21 protein-coding genes are annotated in these 21,351 nt (G+C 45.9%); 18 read left to right on the top strand and 3 right to left on the bottom strand.

What is annotated here, in order from left to right:
• Window positions 1-69: 69 nt before the first annotated feature.
• The gene (locus LBCZ_RS07275; RefSeq protein WP_010488169.1) at window positions 70-1,392 is read right to left on the bottom strand and encodes an N-acetylmuramoyl-L-alanine amidase family protein; all 1,323 of its coding nucleotides are present in this window, start codon (window positions 1,390-1,392) and stop codon (window positions 70-72) included.
• Between the two features lie 669 nt (window positions 1,393-2,061).
• Between LBCZ_RS07275 and hisS the strand changes: the two genes are divergently transcribed.
• The 5 genes from hisS to LBCZ_RS07250 all read left to right on the top strand — a co-directional run bounded on the left by hisS (window position 2,062) and on the right by LBCZ_RS07250 (window position 7,891).
• Window positions 2,062-3,345: a histidine--tRNA ligase gene (gene hisS / locus LBCZ_RS07270; RefSeq protein WP_025013561.1), complete on the top strand. Its 1,284-nt coding sequence runs from the start codon at window positions 2,062-2,064 to the stop codon at window positions 3,343-3,345.
• A 1-nt stretch (window position 3,346) separates the two neighbouring features.
• Window positions 3,347-5,152: an aspartate--tRNA ligase gene (gene aspS, locus LBCZ_RS07265; protein WP_025013562.1), complete on the top strand. Its 1,806-nt coding sequence runs from the start codon at window positions 3,347-3,349 to the stop codon at window positions 5,150-5,152.
• A 93-nt stretch (window positions 5,153-5,245) separates the two neighbouring features.
• Complete coding sequence (gene msrB, locus LBCZ_RS07260; protein ID WP_025013563.1) at window positions 5,246-5,689, top strand: peptide-methionine (R)-S-oxide reductase MsrB; 444 nt, start codon at window positions 5,246-5,248, stop codon at window positions 5,687-5,689.
• Window positions 5,690-5,968: 279 nt separating this feature from the next.
• A complete protein-coding gene (locus LBCZ_RS07255) occupies window positions 5,969-6,889 on the top strand; it encodes a YitT family protein (RefSeq protein WP_010488175.1) in 921 nt (306 codons plus the stop codon).
• Window positions 6,890-7,003: 114 nt separating this feature from the next.
• Entirely contained in the window at window positions 7,004-7,891 is an 888-nt protein-coding gene (locus LBCZ_RS07250; RefSeq protein WP_025013564.1) for a deoxyribonuclease IV, read from the top strand.
• Here the strand turns inward: LBCZ_RS07250 and LBCZ_RS07245 are convergent.
• Window positions 7,888-8,718: a pyruvate, water dikinase regulatory protein gene (locus tag LBCZ_RS07245; protein WP_039639059.1), complete on the bottom strand. Its 831-nt coding sequence runs from the start codon at window positions 8,716-8,718 to the stop codon at window positions 7,888-7,890. The genes LBCZ_RS07250 and LBCZ_RS07245 overlap by 4 nt on opposite strands.
• Before the next feature lie 261 nt (window positions 8,719-8,979).
• A complete protein-coding gene (locus LBCZ_RS07240) occupies window positions 8,980-10,437 on the bottom strand; it encodes an ISNCY family transposase (RefSeq protein ID WP_039639057.1) in 1,458 nt (485 codons plus the stop codon).
• A gap of 215 nt (window positions 10,438-10,652) precedes the next feature.
• Here LBCZ_RS07240 and rpsU point away from each other — a divergent pair, with 215 nt between their 5' ends.
• The 13 genes from rpsU (at window position 10,653) to LBCZ_RS07175 (ending at window position 21,351) form a co-directional block, all read left to right on the top strand.
• Window positions 10,653-10,829: a 30S ribosomal protein S21 gene (gene rpsU, locus LBCZ_RS07235; protein ID WP_005687665.1), complete on the top strand. Its 177-nt coding sequence runs from the start codon at window positions 10,653-10,655 to the stop codon at window positions 10,827-10,829.
• A gap of 27 nt (window positions 10,830-10,856) precedes the next feature.
• Window positions 10,857-11,291, top strand: coding sequence for a GatB/YqeY domain-containing protein (locus LBCZ_RS07230; RefSeq protein ID WP_171020834.1), 435 nt, complete (start codon window positions 10,857-10,859; stop codon window positions 11,289-11,291).
• A 416-nt stretch (window positions 11,292-11,707) separates the two neighbouring features.
• Window positions 11,708-12,694, top strand: coding sequence for a PhoH family protein (locus LBCZ_RS07225; RefSeq protein WP_025013639.1), 987 nt, complete (start codon window positions 11,708-11,710; stop codon window positions 12,692-12,694).
• A gap of 3 nt (window positions 12,695-12,697) precedes the next feature.
• Window positions 12,698-13,156 (top strand): rRNA maturation RNase YbeY, encoded by a 459-nt coding sequence (gene ybeY, locus LBCZ_RS07220; protein WP_025013638.1) that lies wholly within the window; start codon window positions 12,698-12,700, stop codon window positions 13,154-13,156.
• Window positions 13,140-13,538: a diacylglycerol kinase family protein gene (locus LBCZ_RS07215; RefSeq protein WP_025013637.1), complete on the top strand. Its 399-nt coding sequence runs from the start codon at window positions 13,140-13,142 to the stop codon at window positions 13,536-13,538. Before ybeY ends, LBCZ_RS07215 begins: the two co-directional genes overlap by 17 nt.
• 2 nt (window positions 13,539-13,540) lie before the next feature.
• A complete protein-coding gene (locus tag LBCZ_RS07210; protein WP_025013636.1) occupies window positions 13,541-13,930 on the top strand; it encodes a cytidine deaminase in 390 nt (129 codons plus the stop codon).
• Window positions 13,927-14,829, top strand: a complete 903-nt coding sequence (era, locus tag LBCZ_RS07205) for a GTPase Era (RefSeq protein ID WP_039639053.1) — start codon at window positions 13,927-13,929, stop codon at window positions 14,827-14,829. Before LBCZ_RS07210 ends, era begins: the two co-directional genes overlap by 4 nt.
• Entirely contained in the window at window positions 14,829-15,644 is an 816-nt protein-coding gene (recO, locus tag LBCZ_RS07200) for a DNA repair protein RecO (protein ID WP_025013634.1), read from the top strand. Before era ends, recO begins: the two co-directional genes overlap by 1 nt.
• A gap of 111 nt (window positions 15,645-15,755) precedes the next feature.
• Window positions 15,756-16,067 (top strand): hypothetical protein, encoded by a 312-nt coding sequence (locus tag LBCZ_RS07195; protein WP_025013633.1) that lies wholly within the window; start codon window positions 15,756-15,758, stop codon window positions 16,065-16,067.
• Between the two features lie 664 nt (window positions 16,068-16,731).
• Window positions 16,732-17,010, top strand: coding sequence for a hypothetical protein (locus tag LBCZ_RS07190; RefSeq protein ID WP_025013632.1), 279 nt, complete (start codon window positions 16,732-16,734; stop codon window positions 17,008-17,010).
• Between the two features lie 2,234 nt (window positions 17,011-19,244).
• Window positions 19,245-20,381, top strand: coding sequence for a hypothetical protein (locus tag LBCZ_RS07185; RefSeq protein WP_025013631.1), 1,137 nt, complete (start codon window positions 19,245-19,247; stop codon window positions 20,379-20,381).
• Window positions 20,382-20,477: 96 nt separating this feature from the next.
• Window positions 20,478-21,101, top strand: a complete 624-nt coding sequence (locus tag LBCZ_RS14325) for an HNH endonuclease family protein (RefSeq protein ID WP_052253342.1) — start codon at window positions 20,478-20,480, stop codon at window positions 21,099-21,101.
• A gap of 61 nt (window positions 21,102-21,162) precedes the next feature.
• Window positions 21,163-21,351 carry a hypothetical protein gene (locus LBCZ_RS07175; RefSeq protein WP_025013630.1) on the top strand — a complete coding sequence of 63 codons (189 nt, stop codon included), beginning with the start codon at window positions 21,163-21,165 and terminating at the stop codon, window positions 21,349-21,351.

The raw sequence follows: 21,351 nt of genomic DNA, 5'->3' as shown, positions 1-21,351 counted from the left end.
CAAAATACCCGCTAAGGCAACCGCAGCTGCCTTAGCGGGTATTTGATTGGTCGAAAACAAGTGAAACGATTATTGGTGATTGCCAGCCTTGAAGTAGGCATTCAATCCATTGACAATATCCGTCGCTATTTTTGACTGGTATGTCGGATCCTTGATGTGTTTAAAGTCTTTGTCATTGTTGATGTAGCCCATTTCGTTCAAAATGGCCGGCTGCTTGTTATCACGCAAAACTTCATAATTACCAAAAGCTACGCCGCGATTCTCCAGCGGCAAGCCAGTCAGCGCGCCATTAATCGACTTGGCCAGCGCGAGATCCTTTTTACTGCTGTAGTAGTAGGTAGTGAAGCCTGAAGCAGAGTTTTTGGATGGGCTAGAGTCAAAGTGGAACGAGATGAAGGCGTCTGCATGGGCGTTGTTGGCGGTGGTTGGTCGCGGCGCAAGATCAACAAACGTATCGGTGGTGCGTGTCATGATGACGTTTGCTCCGGCTGCGCGCAAAGCATTGGCGACAAGGTCTGCCGTTTTCAGGGTGTAGGTCTTTTCATAATCAGAGCCATCATTGGCAATGGCGCCGGTATCGGTACCGCCGTGACCCGGATCAAGAACAATCGTCGCTTCGGAAAGCTTGGTTGCGGCTTTTTGCGTCTGACCGTCATTAGGCGCGCTGACTGTCCAACTAGCCACAAAACCGGTTTTGCCATCAGGCGCGGTAACTTGATACCAATCATCCTGTTGCTTGATAACGGTCAGTTCCGTGCCCTTGTCCAGTTTTTCGACAACCGGCGCATTGATACCTGCTGCATTTCGTAAATTAGTCGTTGTGTTGGTCGTGACTTTTAGCGAGGGATTGCTTTGGGTCTGCGTCAGATTTGCTTGGGCAGGTTGCGCGAGGTTCGTTGTCTGGCCGGTCAGCTGAACACTGCTGCTGGTGATCCACGCCGCAGTATTGTTATAGGCGATTTGCGTCCAGTTGCCTTCCTGATAGACGACCTTCACACTCACGCCAGCATTAAGGGAGCCTAATTGTTTGGCATCCTGGCTCGCATATTCGCGCACATTGACCGGTTGATTGACGGTGGCAACTTTTGCCCGAGTTGTGGCGGCTTCGCTTTGATCCACCAGCCATGATGCCACCCAACCAATTCGATTCCCGGCAAGCCGCACTTGGTACCAGGAATTCTTGGCACCGATAATCGTCAGCTGATTGCCCGACTTAACCTGACCCATAATGCCATAAGCAAGCCCAGGCCCCAGCCGCACGTTAACCGTGTCGGCCTTTACCGTCATATATTGCGTATTGGCCATGACACTGGTCGTCGCGGCACCAACGCCAAACAACACCGCCAGCAAAATGATCAATGGCCATTTTTTCAATTGTCCGATAGGTTTCATGACCCAGCCTCACCATTCTCTAAAAATCGTTAAGTTCATTATAGCAAATCGGCTGGTAAAAAGGCGGTAAAGACGGTTTTACTGTCTGTAAGCCGTATGCTAAAGTGAAAAGTCAGCGATAAGAAAAGAATAGAAACGCCGTTGACAAAGCTTTCTGCAAACCGTATGCTTTAAACAATAACTAAGACCTGTGACGGAGTAGGATAGATCAACTTTAAGCGACCCGGAGATGGTGAAAGCCGGGACCGATCGAAAAGACACTCCCGAGGTGATAAAATTCCGGAACGCCACCGTTATGGCAAAGTAAAACACAAGGTGGTACCGTGTCCGCACCCTTCGAGCAATCGAGGGGTGCATTTTTTTAGAGCGCGAGCAGGAGCGTTTAGAAATCTACGTGTAAGGACCTCAAGCCTAAATGGCTGGGCTTTGGCCATTTAGGCTTGAGGTCCTTACACGTAGATTTCTGCGACTGCGAGCGCGTTTCGGAACCGGATTGCCCCCAATGTCTATAGTTTCAATCCCATAGTCGTGTGGTTTGACCATTTAGGGCTTGAGCTCCTTACACGCAGGCTCCTGCGAACACCCTCAACCATCCTCACGAAGCCAACCACCTAAAACCCACCCGATCACCCAACCCCATCACATCTCTCAGACTACAGGAGGTCCCTCATGAATTATCAACGTCCAAAAGGCACAGCCGATATTTTACCTGGCCAAAGTGAACGTTGGCAGCAGGTAGAAGCTGTTGCCCGTAAAATTTTTGCTCAATACCAATACCGTGAAATTCGCACGCCGATTTTTGAAAATGTCGACGTATTCTCGCGCAGTGCTGGCGACACGAGCGACATCGTGACCAAAGAAATGTATACCTTTAAAGATAAAGGCGATCGAATGATGGCCTTGCGTCCTGAAGGCACTGCCGGTGTCGTGCGAGCCTATGTCGAAAACAAATTATACGGTCCTGAATATGCAAAGCCTTACAAGGTTTATTATATGGGACCGATGTTCCGGTATGAGCGCCCGCAAAGTGGCCGCCAGCGGCAGTTCCATCAAATTGGGGTCGAAGCTTTTGGCAGTGATTCTCCGGTGCTCGATGCCGAAACGCTCGCCTTGGCCAAGCAGTTACTCGAAGCTTTAGGTGCCAAACATCTTAAGTTTGTCATCAATTCGTTGGGCGACCCAGCGACGCGTAAAGCATTTCATGCGGCGCTCGTTGATTACCTGACGCCGTTCAAAGATGAGCTTTCTGAAGATTCTAAAGTTCGCTTAGAAAAAAATCCGCTGCGCATTCTCGATAGTAAAGATCGCCATGACCAGGAGATTGTCGCCAATGCGCCTTCAATTCTGGATTATCTGACTCCAGAAGCCCAACAGCATTTTGATCGCGTGAAGACGTTGCTGACAGGGTTGGGGATTGATTTTGACGTGGATGCGACCATGGTCCGCGGGCTTGATTATTACAACCACACGATTTTTGAAGTCATGTCCGATGATAAAGTCTTTGGTGGCGGCTACACGACGATCTTGGCAGGCGGCCGTTATAACGGGCTGGTTGAAGAACTCGGCGGTCCCGAGACTCCCGGAATTGGTTTTGCTATGGGCGTTGAGCGCTTGATGCTGTTGATGCAATCAGACCAAGAAGCCGCACAACCGGATGCCTACATTGTCACCATCGATCAGGGTGCTGACCAAGAAGCCTTGCAAATGCTGACAGCCTTGCGTCAACAAGGCTTTACTGGCGAAATGGATTACATGGGCCGCAAAGCAAAGGGCCAGTTTAAAGCAGCCAACAAAGCGCATGCGAAGCTGGTTTTGACGATTGGCGAAAGCGAACGCGCAGCCGGCACCGTCCAGATTAAAAATATGGCAACCGGCCAGCAACAAGCTTTTCCCCAAGCAGATGTGTTGGCAGATTTTGGTAAAATTTATACGCAAGTAACGGAGGCAAAGTAGTATGAGTAAACGAACCTGTTATGCCGGTGATGTGACCACCGATTATGTTGATCAGGAAGTAACCTTAAAAGGGTGGGTGCAGAAACGTCGCAGTCTCGGCAGTTTGATTTTTATTGATTTGCGGGACCGGGAAGGCATCGTTCAACTTGTTTTTTCTGAAGAATTTGATCAGGACGCGTTGACAGTGGCCAATTCAGTGCGCTCCGAGTATGTGATCGAAGTCCATGGGGTGGTCAAAAAGCGCAAGCCGCAAGCGGTGAACCCGGAAATGAAAACCGGCGATGTCGAAGTTGAAGTCCATGACATCACTATTTTGAACAAGGCCAAAACGCCGCCATTTTATATTGAAGACAATGTTGCCGTAACAGAAGAGACCAAATTAAAGTATCGCTACCTTGACTTGCGCCGGCCTGAGATGCAAAAGAACATCTTCACCCGCGCTCACATCATGCGCAGTGTGCACCATTACTTAGATGACAATGGCTTTATTGATGTCGAAACGCCGACCTTAACTGCTAGTACGCCTGAAGGGGCTCGGGACTATCTGGTGCCATCGCGGGTTTACCCTGGTAGCTTCTATGCTTTGCCACAATCACCGCAATTATTTAAGCAACTCCTGATGGGGGCCGGATTTGATCGGTACTACCAAATCGCCCGGTGCTTCCGCGATGAAGACTTGCGCGGCGACCGCCAACCGGAATTCACCCAGATTGACCTTGAAACCAGTTTCTTGACGGCAGAAGAAATTCAGGATATTACTGAAGGCCTAATTGCTCAGGTGATGCACGATGTAAAAGGCATTGACGTCAAGTTACCATTTGAGCGGATTACCTGGCAGGATGCAATGGATAAATATGGCTCTGATAAGCCGGATCTTCGCTTTGGCATGCAGATTCAGGATGTTTCCGATTTAGTCAAAGATTCTGATTTCAAAGTTTTTGCGGGTGCCGTGCAAAATGGCGGCCAAGTGCGGGCAATCGTTTTGCCTGGCGGAGCCGATAAATATTCACGAAAAATGATCGATGCCCAACAGGATTACATCAAACGCTTTGGTGCCAAGGGCCTGGCGTGGATGAAAGTGACAGCTGACGGCATTAGCGGCCCAATTGCCAAGTTCTTCGGTGACGGCAAGACGCTGACACAAGCGATTGGTGCCGATGCTGGTGATCTGGTCTTGTTTGTAGCAGATAAGGCAAAGGTCGTTGCTGATTCGTTAGGTTATCTCCGCACCCATTTTGGCCATGATCTTGGTTTGATTGATGACAAGCAGTTCCGCTTCTGCTGGGTGGTTGACTGGCCGCTGTTCGAATACGACGAAGGAATTCAACGTTGGGTTCCGGCGCATCATCCATTCACGATGCCAAATGAGGAAGACGTTCATCTGCTTGATACCGATCCGCATGCAGCGCACGCCCAAAGTTACGATATTGTGTTGAATGGCTACGAATTAGGCGGCGGCTCCATCCGTATTCACAACCGCGAGATTCAAGAAAAAATGCTCAAAGCGCTTGGCTTTACGCCGGAACGTGCTCAAAAGAGCTTTGGCTTCCTGCTGACGGCGCTTGATTACGGCTTCCCGCCGCATGGTGGCTTGGCTATTGGATTGGATCGGTTTGTCATGCTGCTCACAGGCCGCACCAACATTCGCGATGTCATTGCCTTCCCGAAGAACAGCAAAGCCAGCGAACCGATGACCAGTGCACCTTCACCAGTTGCGGACGTACAGCTTAAGGATTTAGGTATTGAAGTTCGGCCAGATGTCGATCCGGAAAAAGAGCATGAAGGCGACGAGAACTTAACCGAATAAGGGGCGTCACTTTCGCCTAAAGTTGTTATGCAATTTAATTGCTGACAATCGAAACACCTACCGCTATAATGAATTGTAGCGGAGGTGTTTTTTATGTTTGATAAAGCAAAACGGCCGTCAAAAGCCGATCTAAAGAAGCAACTGTCACCTGAAGCTTATGCGGTTACGCAAAAAGCCGCGACTGAACGGCCGTTTTCCGGTCAGTATGATGATTTTTATCAAGACGGCATCTATGTGGATGTGGTTAGCGGCGAACCGCTATTTTCCTCCCAAGATAAATATGATGCCGGCTGTGGCTGGCCATCTTTTACCAAACCGATTGCAAAACTCGCCGAACATCGGGATCAGAGTTTTGGCATGGAACGTGTCGAAGTCCGCAGTCCCCAAGCTGATTCACACCTTGGTCACGTCTTTAACGATGGTCCGATTGCAAAAGGCGGTTTGCGCTATTGCATCAATTCCGCAGCGCTTCGTTTCATCCCGGTTGCCGATCTCGACAAAGAAGGCTACGGCCAGTACCGGCAACTATTCAAATGAGCGGGAGCTGGCGCGGTTAGAAGTCGGAGTGTAAGTGGCCTTGGGCGTGATGGCGGTCTTTGCCATTGCGACCAAGGTCCTTACACGCAGGCTTCTGCGCCAGTGAACGCGTTAAAATGAGCGGGAGCTGGCGCAGTTATGATCCTGCGCTGGTGAACGCATTATGACACCCGTTAAAATAAATAAACCGACCGATTTTTTGATTTGGTAGCAATCAAAGACCGCCCTTGTTATACTTGATCACGACATGATTATGGGTGACAGGGAGCGGTTTTTGATATGGAAGAGATTGATCGGCTAATTCGCCGACATCAAAATTGGTCACGATTATCAGCGGCATTTTTCTATAGTATTTGTGTCGCCGTTGCATTGAATATGTTTTGGGAACCGGGCGGGGTTTTTGCCAGTGGCATTACCGGTGCGGCACAGCTTTTGGCGACTGTGGTGCGAAAATGGTTTAACTTCGACATTGCGCTGCCATTCTTTTCGCTGGCGACAACGGATTTATTTTCAACTGGGACCCTGCTATTTTTCTTAAACGTGCCACTGTTTATTCTGGCATGGAAGGCAATCGGGCACCGCTTTACAGTGTTCACTTTTTTGGCGGTTATCTTCTCGACGATCATGATTCGGTTGCTTGGGGTATTAACGCCGCTGACCAAAGACCCTATCGTTTGTGGTATCTTTGGGGCGGTTGTGAATGGTTTGGGTACCGGGTTTGCTTTGCGCAATAACATTTCTACTGGCGGTATCGATATTCTCGGAATTGTGTTGCGTAAGCGCACCGGGCGGACAGTTGGCACGATCAACATCATGTTCAATGTGCTGATTATCTTTCTTGCCGGTTTTGTCAATGACTGGCCGCATGCGTTATATTCGGCATTGGCAATTTTCATCAATGGGCGGGTCATGGATTCGCTATACACGCGCCAGCAACGGTTGCAAGTCATGATTGTGACTGCTCGGCCTAAGCAGGTCGTTCGAGAGATTCAAGGTTCGCTACGCCGCGGCATCACCATTGTTCACGATGCAGAAGGAGCCTTCCATCACGAGGAAAAGACCATTCTGTTCACGATCATTTCCCGGGCCGAAATGTATGACTTAGAGCAGGCCATGCGTCACAGCGATCCGTATGCGTTCGTGTCAATTACGGACTCGGTCAAAATCCTCGGCCATTTTTACGAGCCAAAAACGGATTAACCGCGCTAACATGAACCCGGAAAACAGCCGGGTTTTTTGATGAATTTTTTCTGATCACCAGAAATCTCAATCGAAACGATTATTGCTGGTGATCATACATAGGGGGCTTTTTACATGTTAATCGGTGCCAATGTCAGTATGAAAGGCACAAAAATGTTGTTAGGAGCCGTTGAAGAAGCGGCTAGTTATGATGCTAATACGCTGCAGTTTTATACAGGTGCGCCGCAAAATACGCTGCGCAAACCAACGAGCGAAATGCGCATTCCTGAAGGGCTGGCGGCGATGACCAAAGACGGCATCAGTCATACCGTTATTCACGCACCTTATATTGTTAATCTTGGCAATACGAAAAAACCCGAAAACTTCGAATTTGCGGTGCAATTCATGCGGGAAGAAGTTGTCCGGGCAGACGCGTTACATGCCTATACCATGCCATTTCATCCCGGTGCGCATGTGGGCGCTGGTCCTGAAGTCGCCATAAAGCAAATTGTGAAAGGCTTGAATCGCATTATTGACCCTAAGCAACACGTCACGATTGCGCTTGAAACCATGGCAGGGAAAGGAACGGAAATCGGCCGTTCATTTGAGGAACTTGCCGCAATCATTGATGGGGTGACTTATAACGAAAAGTTGCGCGTGACTTTTGATACTTGCCATACCAACGACGCCGGTTACGATGTTAAAGATGATTTTGACGGTGTTTTAAATGAATTTGATCACGTCATCGGGTTGGATCGGCTGAGTGTCATTCACGTGAACGATTCCAAGAATCCACGGGGCAGCCATAAGGATCGCCATGCCAACATCGGTTTTGGGACAATCGGGTTTGACGCGTTAAACCGAATTGCTCATCATCCGGCATTGGAAAAGTTACCCAAGATACTCGAAACCCCGTATGTCGGGCCAGATAAAAAGCATCAGGTCCCGCCATACGGGGAGGAAATCAAGTGGCTCAAAAGCGGCCATTTTCAACCGGAAGCTTTGCGCCGGTTGATGGATTAATGGGTTTCGGTATTTTCAAATTCATCTAAGCCCATGTGCTCCAAAATCAAGGTTGCAGTTTCTTCAATCGATCGGTGTGCGGTGTTAATCACCATGCAGCCGATTTTTTTGTAGAGATCTTCAGCAAACTTCAATTCTTGATTGACTTGATCACGTGCCGAGTAAGCAGTATCAGGATTCAAGCCATACTGAATCATGCGTTGACGCCGAAATTCCATTAAAACAGAAGCATCGGTGGTCAAGCCGACAATTTTTTTAGGATCAACCTGCCAGATTTCTTCGGGAATATGGGCATTGGGCACCAAAGGCAAATTGGCAACTTTCAGATTACGGTTGGCGAGGAATAGGGACAATGGTGTTTTGCTTGTCCGCGACACGCCGAGCAAGACAATATCGGCCTCCAGAAAACCTTTCGGGTCTTTGCCGTCATCATACAAAACCGCAAATTCCATCGCCGAGATCCGATCAAAATAACGTTCATTGAGATCATGCACGGCACCCGGAACGTGATTGGGTTCTTCGTGTGTAATCGATTTGATTCCGCTTAAAATTGGTGACATGACGTCGATCGCTATGACACCTTGGTCTTTAGCGTAATGCGTTGCCAACTGGGCGAAGCCGTCTGTGACGAACGTCATGATGGCCAATGCATTTTCTTTCTTTGCTTCATCAATGGAACTGTAAATTTTTTCTTTCGTGTGGATGAACGGAAAGCGAACATAATGGGCTTCGAATTCCGGAAATTGAGCGGCAACCGCTTGTGCAAGTCGCAGCCCGGTTTCACCGACGGAATCTGACATGATATATAAATTCAATTCTTGGGTCATAATGCCACCTCGCAACTTAGATAACGCTATCATAGCATAATTTAAACGTGCACGTGTATGTCGAGGAACACGGCCATTAAACGCTAGCAAATCTTTGATTGTAACCGATAATGGCGTTAAGATTTAGTTAAGAACGCATCATTGCGGATAACAACGGTTGTTTATATAAAAAACTGAAATCGCTTATGTCAAGCGATTTTCGACTTTGACAGTAAATTCCATAAAACATGCGTCCGAAAACTGGACGCGAGATGATCCTGATTAGACTTGAATCGCTTGTGAATTCTTGTATGGATATCGTTCGGCGACCAACTGTTTAACCCTTGTCCTGTTAATGCCAAGAGAATCAAGGTAATCGCGATAGTTGGTGCGGCGCCACGGATGCGTAATTGCCGGGATTTTCTTGGTTCGTTTAGGAGTTGGTGCCGCAGCTGGCGTAAGATCGAATTTGGCTGACATGAACTGTTCTTTTGGCACACAGAAAAGATCGTACACCTGGTCATCATCAGTGGTCATATAAAGTCTGCCCGTGAAGCTTTTGATGACTAAGACCTTTGTATGCGGTGGTAAGTAAACCAATTCGCCATTCCGGTGTGGCAGATAGCGTTTGTTATCAAAGCGAACACAATGTCCGTGGCCGATGCTGCGTTCATTGGCAATGATCAAAATATTGTCAATTTCCTTGGGTGTTAGTTGCTTCTCAAACACCGACATGCTACTTTTGATGGTAGATGCGAAGCGGTCATTGTAACGCTTGATAAAGCCGACCAAAAACCGATTGGCATCTGCGATTGTGGTGATGTTATGCAACCGCAGTTCACTTGTGAGCCGATCTTGAAAAGTCTCCAGAAGACGTTCTATACGGCCTTTGGCTTGCGGAATACTGGTGGCCGAAAGTTCTGTTCCAAGTGTCTGGCAGGCATAACCGAAACGTGTAAGAGGGTTCTCGGTCGAAGGTGAGCCCTCTTTTTTGTTGCTGTTAAACACGGTGCGCCGATCCGTTAGGAATTCTGCTGGAGCGCCATAATCGCGAAGGACTTGGGCAAACACATGATAATAGCCGCTGAGTGTTTCTTGTTTGGCAAAGTAGCCGCCGACAACGTTCCCGGACTGATCATCAATGGCTGCGTGTAAGGTGGTTTTTTGAGTACCAAACCAATACTCCCAGGAAGCATCCATTTGTACCTGTTCACCAGAATAATGTTTTCGAGGACGTTCTGGATGGGCTTTGATGTTTTCAACGACTTCGATGGCTGACAAGGTGGCTTCATCACGTTTGGATAGGAGCTTGGCCTTCTTTTCTTTCTCTTTTAACTCACGCTTGACCCGACGTTTCGTGGCCTTGTGGGCTTTGGGTGAAAGGATGTGGTGGTGTCTGAATAAGAGCCGAAGTGAGGATTCGGAGATAGCGATTTGTTCGGCAGTGGTTAAGAACTCGTGGAAATGAGCGATGTTGAAACCGGCATACTTGTTGGTGTACAGATGAATGATCTGGCGTTCGAGTTGCGCGTTGCGTTTGTTGGCAGGCTCACGGCCGGCATTACCATGGATAAAGCCGTCTTTGCCTTGTTGCTTGCAAAGCTTGATCAGTCGGTAGATGGTTCGTTCGGAGCGCTTGAGCTTAACGGCTGCGCGTTGCACGGAGGTCTTACCATTGACCACTGCTTTGATGACTCGGTAACGTTCTTCTTCTTTCATTGTTAAGACAACCTTCTTCATGTGATTCCTCCTAGATGTATCTTCTAAGAGGTTACAGTTTTTGTGACACTTTGGCTAACTGCTTACTTAAGACAATATCGCTTGCGGTCGACAGTTTATATAAAAAACTGAAATCGCTTATTGACGCGTGGTTATCAGTTTTGTATACTAATAAACGAACTATTGGCTATGATATCCGTCAGTGGTTACACAAGTGTCGGAGGGAGGGATATCACATGGCTAAGACAGTTGTTAAGAAAAACGAATCTCTCGATGACGCTCTTCGGCGCTTTAAGCGTACTGTATCCAAGTCTGGTACACTCGCTGAATACCGCAAGCGTGAATTCTACGAGAAGCCTAGCGTACGCCGCAAGCTGAAGTCAGAAGCTGCGCGTAAGCGTAAGAAGTATTAATAAAGGACTTGGTGAATAGTGGCTTTAATGGATGAGCTTAATGCTCAGATGAAACAAAGCATGTTAGCCAAGGACAAGGTAACGTTGAGCGTCGTCCGGATGTTGAAAACAGCGTTGGTCAATGAAAAGATCAAAGTCGGTCATGAGCTTTCCGAGGATGAAGAAAAGAGCGTTTTTGCGACGGAATTAAAACAGCGCAAGGAAAGCGTTTCGGAATTCAAAAAAGGCGGCCGTGATGATCTGGTTCAGGAAACCGAAGCTGAAATCAAGGTTGTGGAACGTTTTCTGCCAGCTCAGTTAAGCAAAGCCGAAGTTGCCGACATCGTTGATGCAACAATCAAAGAAGTCGGAGCCACAGGTAAGCAAGACTTTGGCAAGGTGATGAAGACGTTGATGCCCAAGGTTAAAGGCCAAGCTGATGGCGGTCTCGTCAGCAGCGTGGTAAAAGAAAAACTTAGTTAACGACAAAGCCGGTGTTAGCACCGGCTTTTTATTGTGGTAATTGCGCGTGGCGGGTGTGGTCGTAAAAATCGACTTGTTTGTGATGTATATGGGCCAAGTTTAAGGAACTGTGGCTTTCTGGCGCAGAAACGCGCTCACAGTCGCAGAAATCTACGTGTAAGGACCTCAGACCTAAATGGCTAAAAGGCCAAAACTGTGCTGTTCCTCAGAAGAAGTATGATCGATACTGCTGCGGAAACGCGTTCGCAGGCCCAGAAACCTGCGTGTAAGGACCTCAGACCTAAATGGCCAAAGACCAGCCATTTAGGTCTGAGGCCACTTACACTCCGGTTTCTAACCGGGCCTGCTCACGCTCTTAAAATATGCTAAACTAATACCATCTTTACCGCTTAAAATATTTGTTAGGGGGCCAATATTTGGCACAGGAAACCTCGGAGAAAATTTTCCGACTTAGTAATCCCGACATGGCGATTAACCTTGTCGGCATTAATGATGCTAATTTGACGTTGATTGAAGAAGGCTTGAACGTGCGTATTTCGCCTTTTGGGGACGAATTGCGCATTAGCGGCGAATCGGAGACGGTTAGTTTGACTTTGCAACTGCTGGAAGCAACGAGTAAGTTGTTGTCGCAGGGCATTAAGTTGTCACCGCAGGATATTGCCAGTGCGGTTGCCATGGCAAAACGCGGGACATTAGAGTATTTTGCTGATATGTATAGCGAAACCTTGCTGCGGGACGCTAAAGGCCAGCCGATTCGGGTTAAAAATTTTGGCCAACGCCAATATGTCGATGCGATCAAGCATAACGATATTACTTTCGGGATCGGTCCTGCCGGGACAGGGAAAACTTTCTTAGCTGTAGTCATGGCCGTTGCCGCGATGAAGGCCGGACAAGTGGAGCGGATTATTTTGACGCGGCCGGCCGTCGAAGCAGGGGAAAGTCTGGGCTTTCTTCCCGGTGACCTCAAAGAAAAGATCGATCCTTATCTGCGCCCGGTTTATGATGCGTTGTACGCCGTTTTGGGCAAAGAACACACTGATCGGTTAATGGATCGCGGCGTCATTGAAATCGCGCCGTTAGCCTATATGCGCGGCCGCACACTCGACAACGCTTTTGCCATTCTTGATGAAGCACAGAATACAACGCAGGCACAAATGAAAATGTTTCTAACACGTCTTGGTTTCGGCTCAAAAATGATCGTCAACGGCGACATCACGCAAATCGATTTGCCAAATAATGCCAAAAGCGGTCTGCTACAGGCGGAACAACTGCTAAAAGGGATTAGCCACATTGCCTTTACGCAATTTTCATCACAAGACGTCGTGCGGCATCCGGTCGTTGCCAAGATTATCGAAGCGTACGGCAAACACGACTTACAGCTGCAGAAACGGACAAAGGGGTAAGCGATGGACTTAGAATTATACGATGATGATCATTTATTAGACGCACAACATCATGATCTGATTCAGAAATTGGTTGTTTTTTGCGGACAACAGTTAAAATTGCCAACTGATACCGAAATGTCCATCACGATTGTCGGTGATGATGACATTCAGGAAATTAATCGGAAATATCGCGACACCGATCGCGCGACGGATGTCATTAGTTTTGCGATTGAAGATGGCGAAGACGATCTGCCGCTACTTCCGGGCATGGCAAAGAACATTGGTGATCTGTTTATTGATCCGCTGACGGTTCGCCGCCACGCCAAGGAGTATGGCCACAGCTTTGAGCGCGAGCTGGGGTACACGGTGGTTCACGGCTTCTTACATCTAAACGGCTATGATCACATTAAGCCGGAAGATGAAGCCGTGATGATTCCGCTTCAAAAGAAAATTCTGGCAGCTTATGGCCTTACCCGATAAACAGATCGGCAAAAATAAGCATTTTATCCAAAGCGCCCGCCACGCGCTCGATGGGCTGCGCGTCTTTTTTGTCGACGAAAATAATTTCAAACGCGAATTTACCAGCGCGGCTTTGGTGATTATTGCCGGTATCTGGCTAAAAGTACCGCCATTTTCTTGGTTCGTCCTGATTTTAGCCATTCTGCTGGTTTTCTTAGGCGAATTATTGAATACCATTGTTGAAAATCTGGTGGACTTCATTATTGGGGAACACTATGATTTACGGGCAAAAAAAATTAAGGATATGAGTGCTGGCGCCGTTTTGCTGGTATCCTTAATCGCCGTAGTCGCCGGCGTTTATGTTTTTGGGCCACCGTTGTTAGACCTTTTGAGGAGTTGGTAATGTTGTCTGTTTTACGTACCGCTGCCTTGGCAGCACGCGAAAATGCGTATGTTCATTATTCCCATTTTGCGGTCGGCGCGGCTGTCCGGGTTGGTGACCGGATTTTTTCTGGCGCCAACATCGAAAATGCCAGTTACGGCCTAAGTAATTGCGTTGAGCGGAGTGCGATTTTTGCGGCTGTGAGCGCTGGCTATACCAAACTGGATGAATTACTGGTGATCGCCGACACGGAAGGCCCGGTTTCACCTTGTGGGGCATGCCGGCAAGTCATCAGCGAGTTCTTTCCAGCCGATGCAGTTATCACGCTGGCCAACGTTCGCGGCGATTCGCAGCAAACAACGCCGCAAGCATTACTGCCGGGAGCATTTTCGAAAGGAGACTTAAACGCGTGAGCGAACATCATTCTGGCTTTGTGGCCATTATCGGTCGACCAAATGTCGGCAAATCAACTTTCATGAATCGGATTTTGGGTGAAAAGATTGCCATTATGTCACCTAAGGCCCAGACAACACGAAATAAAATCAACGGCATCTATACGACGCCAGATGCCCAGATTGTGTTTGTCGACACGCCCGGGATTCATAAGCCTAAAAATGAACTTGATGACTACATGGATAAAGCGGCATTGTCAACCCTGAATCAGGTTGATGCTATTTTGTTCATGGTCGCTGCGGATGAGCAAAAAGGTGCCGGTGATGCCTATATTATGCGGCAACTGGCCGAGGTGAAGAAGCCGGTTTATTTAATTCTGAATAAAATCGATTTGGTTAAACCGGACGATCTTTTACCTCTTATCGAAAGCTATCAGCATGATTATGACTTCGCCCAGGTCTTCCCGATCAGCGCAACCATGGGTAACAATGTCGATGACTTATTGACCTCGTTGACCGCAGCCTTGCCGGTCGGGCCGCAATATTATCCGGAAGATCAGCTGACCGACCATCCGGAATATTTCGTCGTGGGTGAATTGATTCGGGAGAAAGTCCTCGAACTTACCCGCGATGAGGTGCCGCATGCCACAGCTGTTCAGATCGAGCGCATGAAAGATCGCGAAGGCGGCAAGCTGCAGATTGAGGCGTACATTATTGTCGAACGCGACAGTCAAAAAGGCATCATTATCGGTCGCGGTGGGCAAATGCTGAAGCAAATCGGTATTCGAGCACGCCGAGACATTGAGAATTTACTGGGCGATAAGGTGAACTTGAAGCTGTGGGTTCGCGTCCAGAAAAACTGGCGCGACAATAACGCTTACCTCAAATCCCTTGGCTATAACACAAAGGATCTGCGGTAATGGTAAAGCAAGCGCAAACCTTTGAGGGACTTGTGATGTCCCGCCAAAATTATCGCGATTCCGACATGTTGGTTAAAATTTTAACCGATCAGTTCGGTAAGAAAATGTTTCTGTTGAACCGGGCACGCAAGCCCGGTTTTACTTTAGCTGCTGGTATTTTGCCATTTACGCATGCCGACTACATCGGCGAGATTCGTGAGTCAGGCCTCTCGTATTTGTCCGCAATTAAAAATGCCACGCAATACCGGCAAATTTCAACCGATATCACGCTAAACGCCTATGCATCGTACATTTTTGGATTGCTCGATCTGGCTTATCCGGATGGACAGCCAGTCGGGTTTTGGTTTAATCAGATTAAGCAAGCTTTGCATTTGATTGATACCGGTCTTGATCCGCAAATTATTGCCAACGTGATCGAAGTTCAGATGCTGAAAGCGTACGGCGTGGAGCCCAATTGGCGCGGTTGTGTGATCGACGGCCGCACTGACTTGCCACTTGATTTTTCTGAAAGCTATGGCGGTTTACTCTGCCAGCGTCACTGGGATAAAGATCCCCATCGGCTTCATGCCAGTGCCCGCGCGATCTTTTATCTGCGCCGCTTCAGTACGTTGAATCTGGGTCAGGTTAAACACATTGACGTTAAACCTGCCACCAAAGCTGAGCTAAAACGCATTCTGGATGTCATTTATACCGATATGGTCGGCGTGACCCCCAAGGCCAAGCGGTTTATCGACCAAATGAATCACTGGCAGGATCGCCTGCCGGACGCGCATCAACCCAACGACTCCCAGTCGGACAACGAGCATCGAGAATAGTCATTGTTTTTCCACGTGTTTATGGTAGATTGAAGATAAGTAAGCGGTTTCGTAATTGATGATTCTTGGGTGAAGATGATTTCAGCAGGTGTTTTAAAAGGGGTGGCGAGCATGGCAGAGACATTACCCAGAGCTGTCAAAGTCTGGATGGGCGCAAACATACTGCAAATCGAGTTTGATAACGGGCAAATGCGGTTCATGCGGACACATTTTATCGATAATTATGTATCCTCATGGTCGCCAAGCAAGGGTAAGGGCAAACGGGTTAACTTTTTTGTGGCACCGACTTGGGAATGGCTCGGTGCCAATGCCCGGATTGAATCCGATGGCAAGGTGACGCTTTTTGAAAAGGATACTTATACACCTGAGGAACTTTGGCATAACAGCAAGTCAAGCATTGATCAGTTATCTGGGATTAATTAGTTTTTATTGAAGTGGTTGGTTGACATGTCCATTTTCTGAAACGCGTTTACTGGCGCAAAAGTCTGCGTGTAAGGACCTCAGGCGCAATGGCCAAGCCCGGGCTATCACACCTGAGGTCACTTACACTCCGACTTCTAACCGCGCCAGTTCACGCTCTGTTTTCAGAAAGTCGCTTGACAGCACCTACCGCGATGCTATAATTATTAAGAAAATTGAATCGGTGATGAGAAAAAGGGTCATATCGGTACTGAACTTCAGCGAGTCAGGGATAGTGTAAGCCTGGTGGCGGTCGATGTGATTGGCGTTTTCGAACCAAATGATGAAGCTGCAGGCAGGTTTTGTAACTGCTTGAAGTAGGGTGGAACCGCGCATCTAGTAGTTTAACTATGGTTTCGTCACTAAATATACTTGTTTAAGGGTGTTTAGAGTAACCCAAATAGCTGAAAAAGTGGCTTGTTTCATGGATGTTTTCATGATTTTATTCGGCACCTAGATAACATGAGATCACATATGATTTAGAAATACAAAATAACGCCAGCAGGCATGTTAGTCTTACCAGCACAGGTAGGGCTATTTTTGTGCCAAGATTTCCCTAAAACAATTTGAGGAAATTTAAATTAAGAGTTAGCATTGCCATGATTCAATCGAGAAAGGAGAACACAAAATGGAAAACTCAGATTCAATGGATTCAGACTTTTTGAACTTAGTGATTGAAAAGGGAATGAAGGGCAATAAGCCATCCGTTATGGCAAAAGGGTTGTTAAAGACAGTCAACCATTACAAGAAGCAGGAAAATATAGAGAAAAAATTGACTGAGATGCTGCAGACCTTTAATGATTTCGATCATCAGTATGCAGTAAATGTGGCACAAGAACTTGTTGTGTTGGATAGTTCATACTCTGAATTTGTAAAGAAGTTAAACCTTCCGGATAGCAATGGCTAACAACCTTTAGCCTTACCGTCACAGGTAGGGCTATTTTTGTGCCTTAAAAGTAGCTATACCAATTTGCCACCTAGCTTGTGCAGAGGGTGTTAGCTAGCACATTAAGTGAGCTAGCTGTGCTTCATTCCCCTATGCACAAGCTAATTAACTACCACGTGCCCCTATAAGGCTCACACTTGCTCTCTAAGCGCCTTTAGTACCCAGCATGTGTAATTGTGCCTATTCTTCCAGACTTCCTTATATGGCCTAATAGTGAGCATCACAAGAGTGTCTGCCTGTGACACCTGATTGGAAAGTGGGCACCATTGTGATTTGAATTGGACACCATGGGATACCCATAGAAGGCTCATATTAGCTCTCTAAGCCGTCCTAGTGCTCCCTTATTGTCATTGTAGGCAAAGGGGTTACTAGAGCATTAAGAAGCCAACAGGGTAGGACAAAGGGTCACACTGGTGTAACTAATGAAGTTTAACAAGTGGAACAAAGAGGCATACTGGTGTGCACGGAAGAGGCCATCAGCTTCTACAGTACCCCTAGAAGGCTCACATTGGCTCTCTAAGCAATTCTGTAACAGATTGGTACAATTGTGCATCATGTGTCTAAAGTGGAATAGGCTTGGCATAACTTGCGTTTTAAAGAGTGGACAATAAAGGATATAATGCTCAAATATTCACAAGGCGTACTCAATCTTTTAACCCTTATTTCCATTTTGAAATTGCTATAAACACGGTAGACACTTGTTAACACTGATGGAATGGAGTAAACCCTTGCTGACACTTTTTTAACACTGATGAACACTTGTAACCCTTTTCCATTTTGAAGGACCCATAGTCATGTGTAAACACTTGTAATCCTGATTGGAACCTTTAACCCTTGTTAACACTGATGAATAGGACAAACATGTGTAAACCTTGCTGACACTGATGAATAGAGTAAACCATGGTAAACACTTGTTTACACTTTTCCATTTTAAAATTGCTATAAGCATGGGTACACACTTGTTAAACCTGATTGACCATAGTAACACATGCAACCCTTGTTAACACTGATGAACACTTGTAACTCTTTTAATAATAGTTATTAGGTTTTGCTTTTGAAGGTAAGACTGATGGTTTTTATCAGGTGAGACCTTCAAGCCTTTCGTTAACCTTCAGGCAATGAAGGTTATAGGGTACCGCCGCTTGCGGTGGGGCGAAGCCAGCAGCGGTCTTTGCTGCTTACTATGAATACACTGGTTAACCCTTGTTGATACTTTTTTCAGTTGTTACAAGGGTATGGGGCTACTCGCCCCCGAAGCAAAGACCGCTTCTCCCCTCACCAGCATGGTTGCTGGATACCTCAACATAACCAACTGACAAAAAACGTCAGTCGGCCATGTCTCACTTGTGTTAAACTTTTCAATTCTGGTGGAACGAAGGCGAAGCCAGAGTGACACTGATTGACCATGGAAAACATGTGTAGACACTTGTAACCCTTGTGAAAACATTTGTACAGGTTTTACTTTTTGTTTACTGGGGATTGAAAAGAGCTTGCTATTTTCAAGCACTAGTATGAAAAGATATGTATCCCATAAAATAGACCATGTTTACGCTTACAAGTACTGATATGAAAATGATTTTAGCCTGTTTTTTCAAGACCTTGAAAATGCACACTTTTATCAAGCATTGTTAGCTCAAGATTCCGTTTTATGTAAATTATGTGTAAAAGTTTTGTAAAAGTTTTGTAAATTCCAACCTGACATGATTTGTCAAGGCAACATGTGTAGACACTTGTTAACCACGGTGAAAACATTTGTACGCTCTAAACATCAAAGACAGCTTGCTGTTTTGCATGTGTTAGTACAAGTACTTTATTGTGCATGCCAAATAGACCATGTTTGCACTTACAACTACTGATGCTAAGCCATTTAGGGCATGTATTTTGCTTGTGAGCAAAATGTACACATTTATCAAGCACGGGTAGCTTTAAACAGAGTTGTTAATCGGGTCTTATGTGAGGCCTCTTTTTTTTTATTGGCAAATTTAGGAAAGCTGATTTAATAGGCTCAAATGTTAAGAAAATGTTAAGAAATCTTAAAAAGGTTTGTAAGCGCTTATAAATGAGGCAAAACACTATATTTATAAGTGTAAGAGGAAATGAATAAGTATTATTGACACATGTTTGAAAGCATTTGACTACCTTAAAAGTTAAAAAACGTGCTATGATGATTATAAGAGAAAACAAGGAGAAAAAACATGATGTATGGGAATAGAGAATTATTAGCAGATTGGCAAAATAATATTGATACAGTTGCATTGCTGACTAAGCACAGCACCACTCGAACATCCAAGAAATCACGTCTTAACGAACTACTTAACACAATTAGTTCAGGGAAGATTTTGGGTGCTTCAGAACACAAGGTAAATGGGAGGAAGCTGCTATCTACGCACAATAGCACAACCAATGCTGTCCCAGCACTTTTAGAGTGCTTGTCAGCAGAAAAGCTACCAGCTTTCCTTAAGGCTTTCTATCCAGAGATATTACAGAGAAAGGACTACCGCCAAGCCTGTGCAATTGTAGAATCAAATATTAAGCAGTTGCCAACCAAGCGTTCTAAGTGCCCTAGGGAAGCAAAGGATTTATTTGTTCCAACGAGCAAAGCAGATTTACGAAGAGATGATAAAAAGTTGCTCCTTGATTGTTGGAGAGCCATTAACTATGCAACTGTTAATCAGTTTGCTGGAGCACCACTTGTAAAAACTGCTGGCCGCGGTGTTTATTTATCATGGGACATCATTAACTCGATGCTAAAGTATCCACAGCATGCAACTCGTAATAAAGTATACAATGCTTTACAACTGTTACAAATAGCTGGTTTCATCAGGCTGGCAATGGACAGTGAGTTAACAACAGCCGGTTTAAAGTTGGCAACAGTAAACAAAAATGGGGTAACAGTCCGAAAACACAATGTGTTCATTTTGAATGACTTTGACCAATCAGACCCAAAATTAATAACTGATAACTTAAGACTTGATTTAACCACTCGTGTTTCTAAAGCCATTATTGAGAAAATTTTGGGTATCGAAAATACAAAGAAGTTTTTCCCGTTGGTTAATAGTGGCGTTGATGAAGCCACGATTGCTAGATTTCAGCAAGCAGTTAAAAGTAAGGGTTTAGCTCCCCTTGCAACGCTCAACAACGTAGTGGACAGACTAAGAAATGATTTGGACATATCAACTGTACAAGCAAGGCTTTATATCAATCAGTTGTGCCAATACAAGCCGCTTCACCTGATTAAACTAAAAAAACCAGATGTGGTGAGTCAAGGGTATAACTTAACAGGGTTTGAAAATATCCACTCAAGTGAAAAATTGCTTGTAGTAGAAGAGTGAGATAGAAAATAGAATAGGACAGTAGCTGAAAGCTTAGGAAAAAGTAAAAACGTGATATAATAGATTATATAGGATAAAACGACAGGAGAAAAAGTAATGAATACAATTGAAAAAGAGCCATATGTTGATTTTGAAGCGATAGCTGTTATTGTTGCAAAGGTTGACCTGCGTGACTTATATCAAATTGGTGATAAGTTGCCTCTAAACAGCCCATATTTGCCAGAAGTAGTACAATGCCCAGCACCTTTTAGCCATTATGCAGTTAGTCAGTCTGGCATGGTTTATAGCCGGAAATTCAATAGGCCGCTTTTGCAACGTGTAAATAATTGTGGTTATAAAGCTGTTCATGTGGTGAAAGATGACAATAAGGCATTATTTACAGGCGTGCATAGGCTGATTGCTCTTACATTCTGTGACAATAAGTGGAAACTTAAAGAAGTCTCACATATTGATGACAACAAGTTGAACAACTGCGCTTCTAACCTAGAGTTTATAACGCGCAAAGACAACTTGAACAAAGTGCATCGTCAAAAATTGATGAAATCAGCTGGTGGGCATGGTCGTTCGGTTCGGAAAGTGAACGATGACGGTTCATTTCAAGAATACCGTAGCATCAAGTCAGCAGCAGAGGCAAATGGGTTAAGCAACACATCAGTAGCAGGGTCAGCTAATGGCACGTTACACCTTAACAAGCCTTTTTACTTTTCTTTTGTAAAATGAAAATTAGTGTCCCGCACCCCAATTAATACCATACCATAAACAAGAAAGAAAGTACATACACATGGAAAACAAAGATAATTTCGCATTTAACGTTCTTAACTCAGTCGGCTGGTTCCTAACAATTGCAAACATCGCAGGTATCACACAATTGCCATGGGCTAACATTGGCACTTACTGGTTGACACTTTTGCTTATTTGCCTAGCAACAGCAATCATTGACCCTCTGGTAAACAAAGGTGGCGACAAGTAA

This window comes from Lacticaseibacillus casei DSM 20011 = JCM 1134 = ATCC 393 (assembly GCF_000829055.1).
GTDB lineage: Bacteria > Bacillota > Bacilli > Lactobacillales > Lactobacillaceae > Lacticaseibacillus > Lacticaseibacillus casei.
Note: the sequence above shows the minus strand (reverse complement) of the source record. Positions and strands in the feature narration are given on the sequence as shown.

Coding starts and splice junctions, on each gene's coding strand:
- LBCZ_RS07215 (WP_025013637.1), top strand. CDS start 13,140: ATGGCCTTACCCGATAAACAGATCGGCAAAAATAAGCATTTTATCCAA.
- LBCZ_RS07245 (WP_039639059.1), bottom strand. CDS start 8,718: ATGACCCAAGAATTGAATTTATATATCATGTCAGATTCCGTCGGTGAA.
- LBCZ_RS07250 (WP_025013564.1), top strand. CDS start 7,004: ATGTTAATCGGTGCCAATGTCAGTATGAAAGGCACAAAAATGTTGTTA.
- LBCZ_RS07240 (WP_039639057.1), bottom strand. CDS start 10,437: ATGAAGAAGGTTGTCTTAACAATGAAAGAAGAAGAACGTTACCGAGTC.
- rpsU (WP_005687665.1), top strand. CDS start 10,653: ATGGCTAAGACAGTTGTTAAGAAAAACGAATCTCTCGATGACGCTCTT.
- LBCZ_RS14325 (WP_052253342.1), top strand. CDS start 20,478: ATGAATACAATTGAAAAAGAGCCATATGTTGATTTTGAAGCGATAGCT.
- aspS (WP_025013562.1), top strand. CDS start 3,347: ATGAGTAAACGAACCTGTTATGCCGGTGATGTGACCACCGATTATGTT.
- ybeY (WP_025013638.1), top strand. CDS start 12,698: ATGGACTTAGAATTATACGATGATGATCATTTATTAGACGCACAACAT.
- LBCZ_RS07195 (WP_025013633.1), top strand. CDS start 15,756: ATGGCAGAGACATTACCCAGAGCTGTCAAAGTCTGGATGGGCGCAAAC.
- recO (WP_025013634.1), top strand. CDS start 14,829: ATGGTAAAGCAAGCGCAAACCTTTGAGGGACTTGTGATGTCCCGCCAA.
- LBCZ_RS07175 (WP_025013630.1), top strand. CDS start 21,163: ATGGAAAACAAAGATAATTTCGCATTTAACGTTCTTAACTCAGTCGGC.
- LBCZ_RS07275 (WP_010488169.1), bottom strand. CDS start 1,392: ATGAAACCTATCGGACAATTGAAAAAATGGCCATTGATCATTTTGCTG.
- LBCZ_RS07230 (WP_171020834.1), top strand. CDS start 10,857: ATGGATGAGCTTAATGCTCAGATGAAACAAAGCATGTTAGCCAAGGAC.
- msrB (WP_025013563.1), top strand. CDS start 5,246: ATGTTTGATAAAGCAAAACGGCCGTCAAAAGCCGATCTAAAGAAGCAA.
- LBCZ_RS07190 (WP_025013632.1), top strand. CDS start 16,732: ATGGAAAACTCAGATTCAATGGATTCAGACTTTTTGAACTTAGTGATT.
- hisS (WP_025013561.1), top strand. CDS start 2,062: ATGAATTATCAACGTCCAAAAGGCACAGCCGATATTTTACCTGGCCAA.
- LBCZ_RS07185 (WP_025013631.1), top strand. CDS start 19,245: ATGATGTATGGGAATAGAGAATTATTAGCAGATTGGCAAAATAATATT.
- LBCZ_RS07255 (WP_010488175.1), top strand. CDS start 5,969: ATGGAAGAGATTGATCGGCTAATTCGCCGACATCAAAATTGGTCACGA.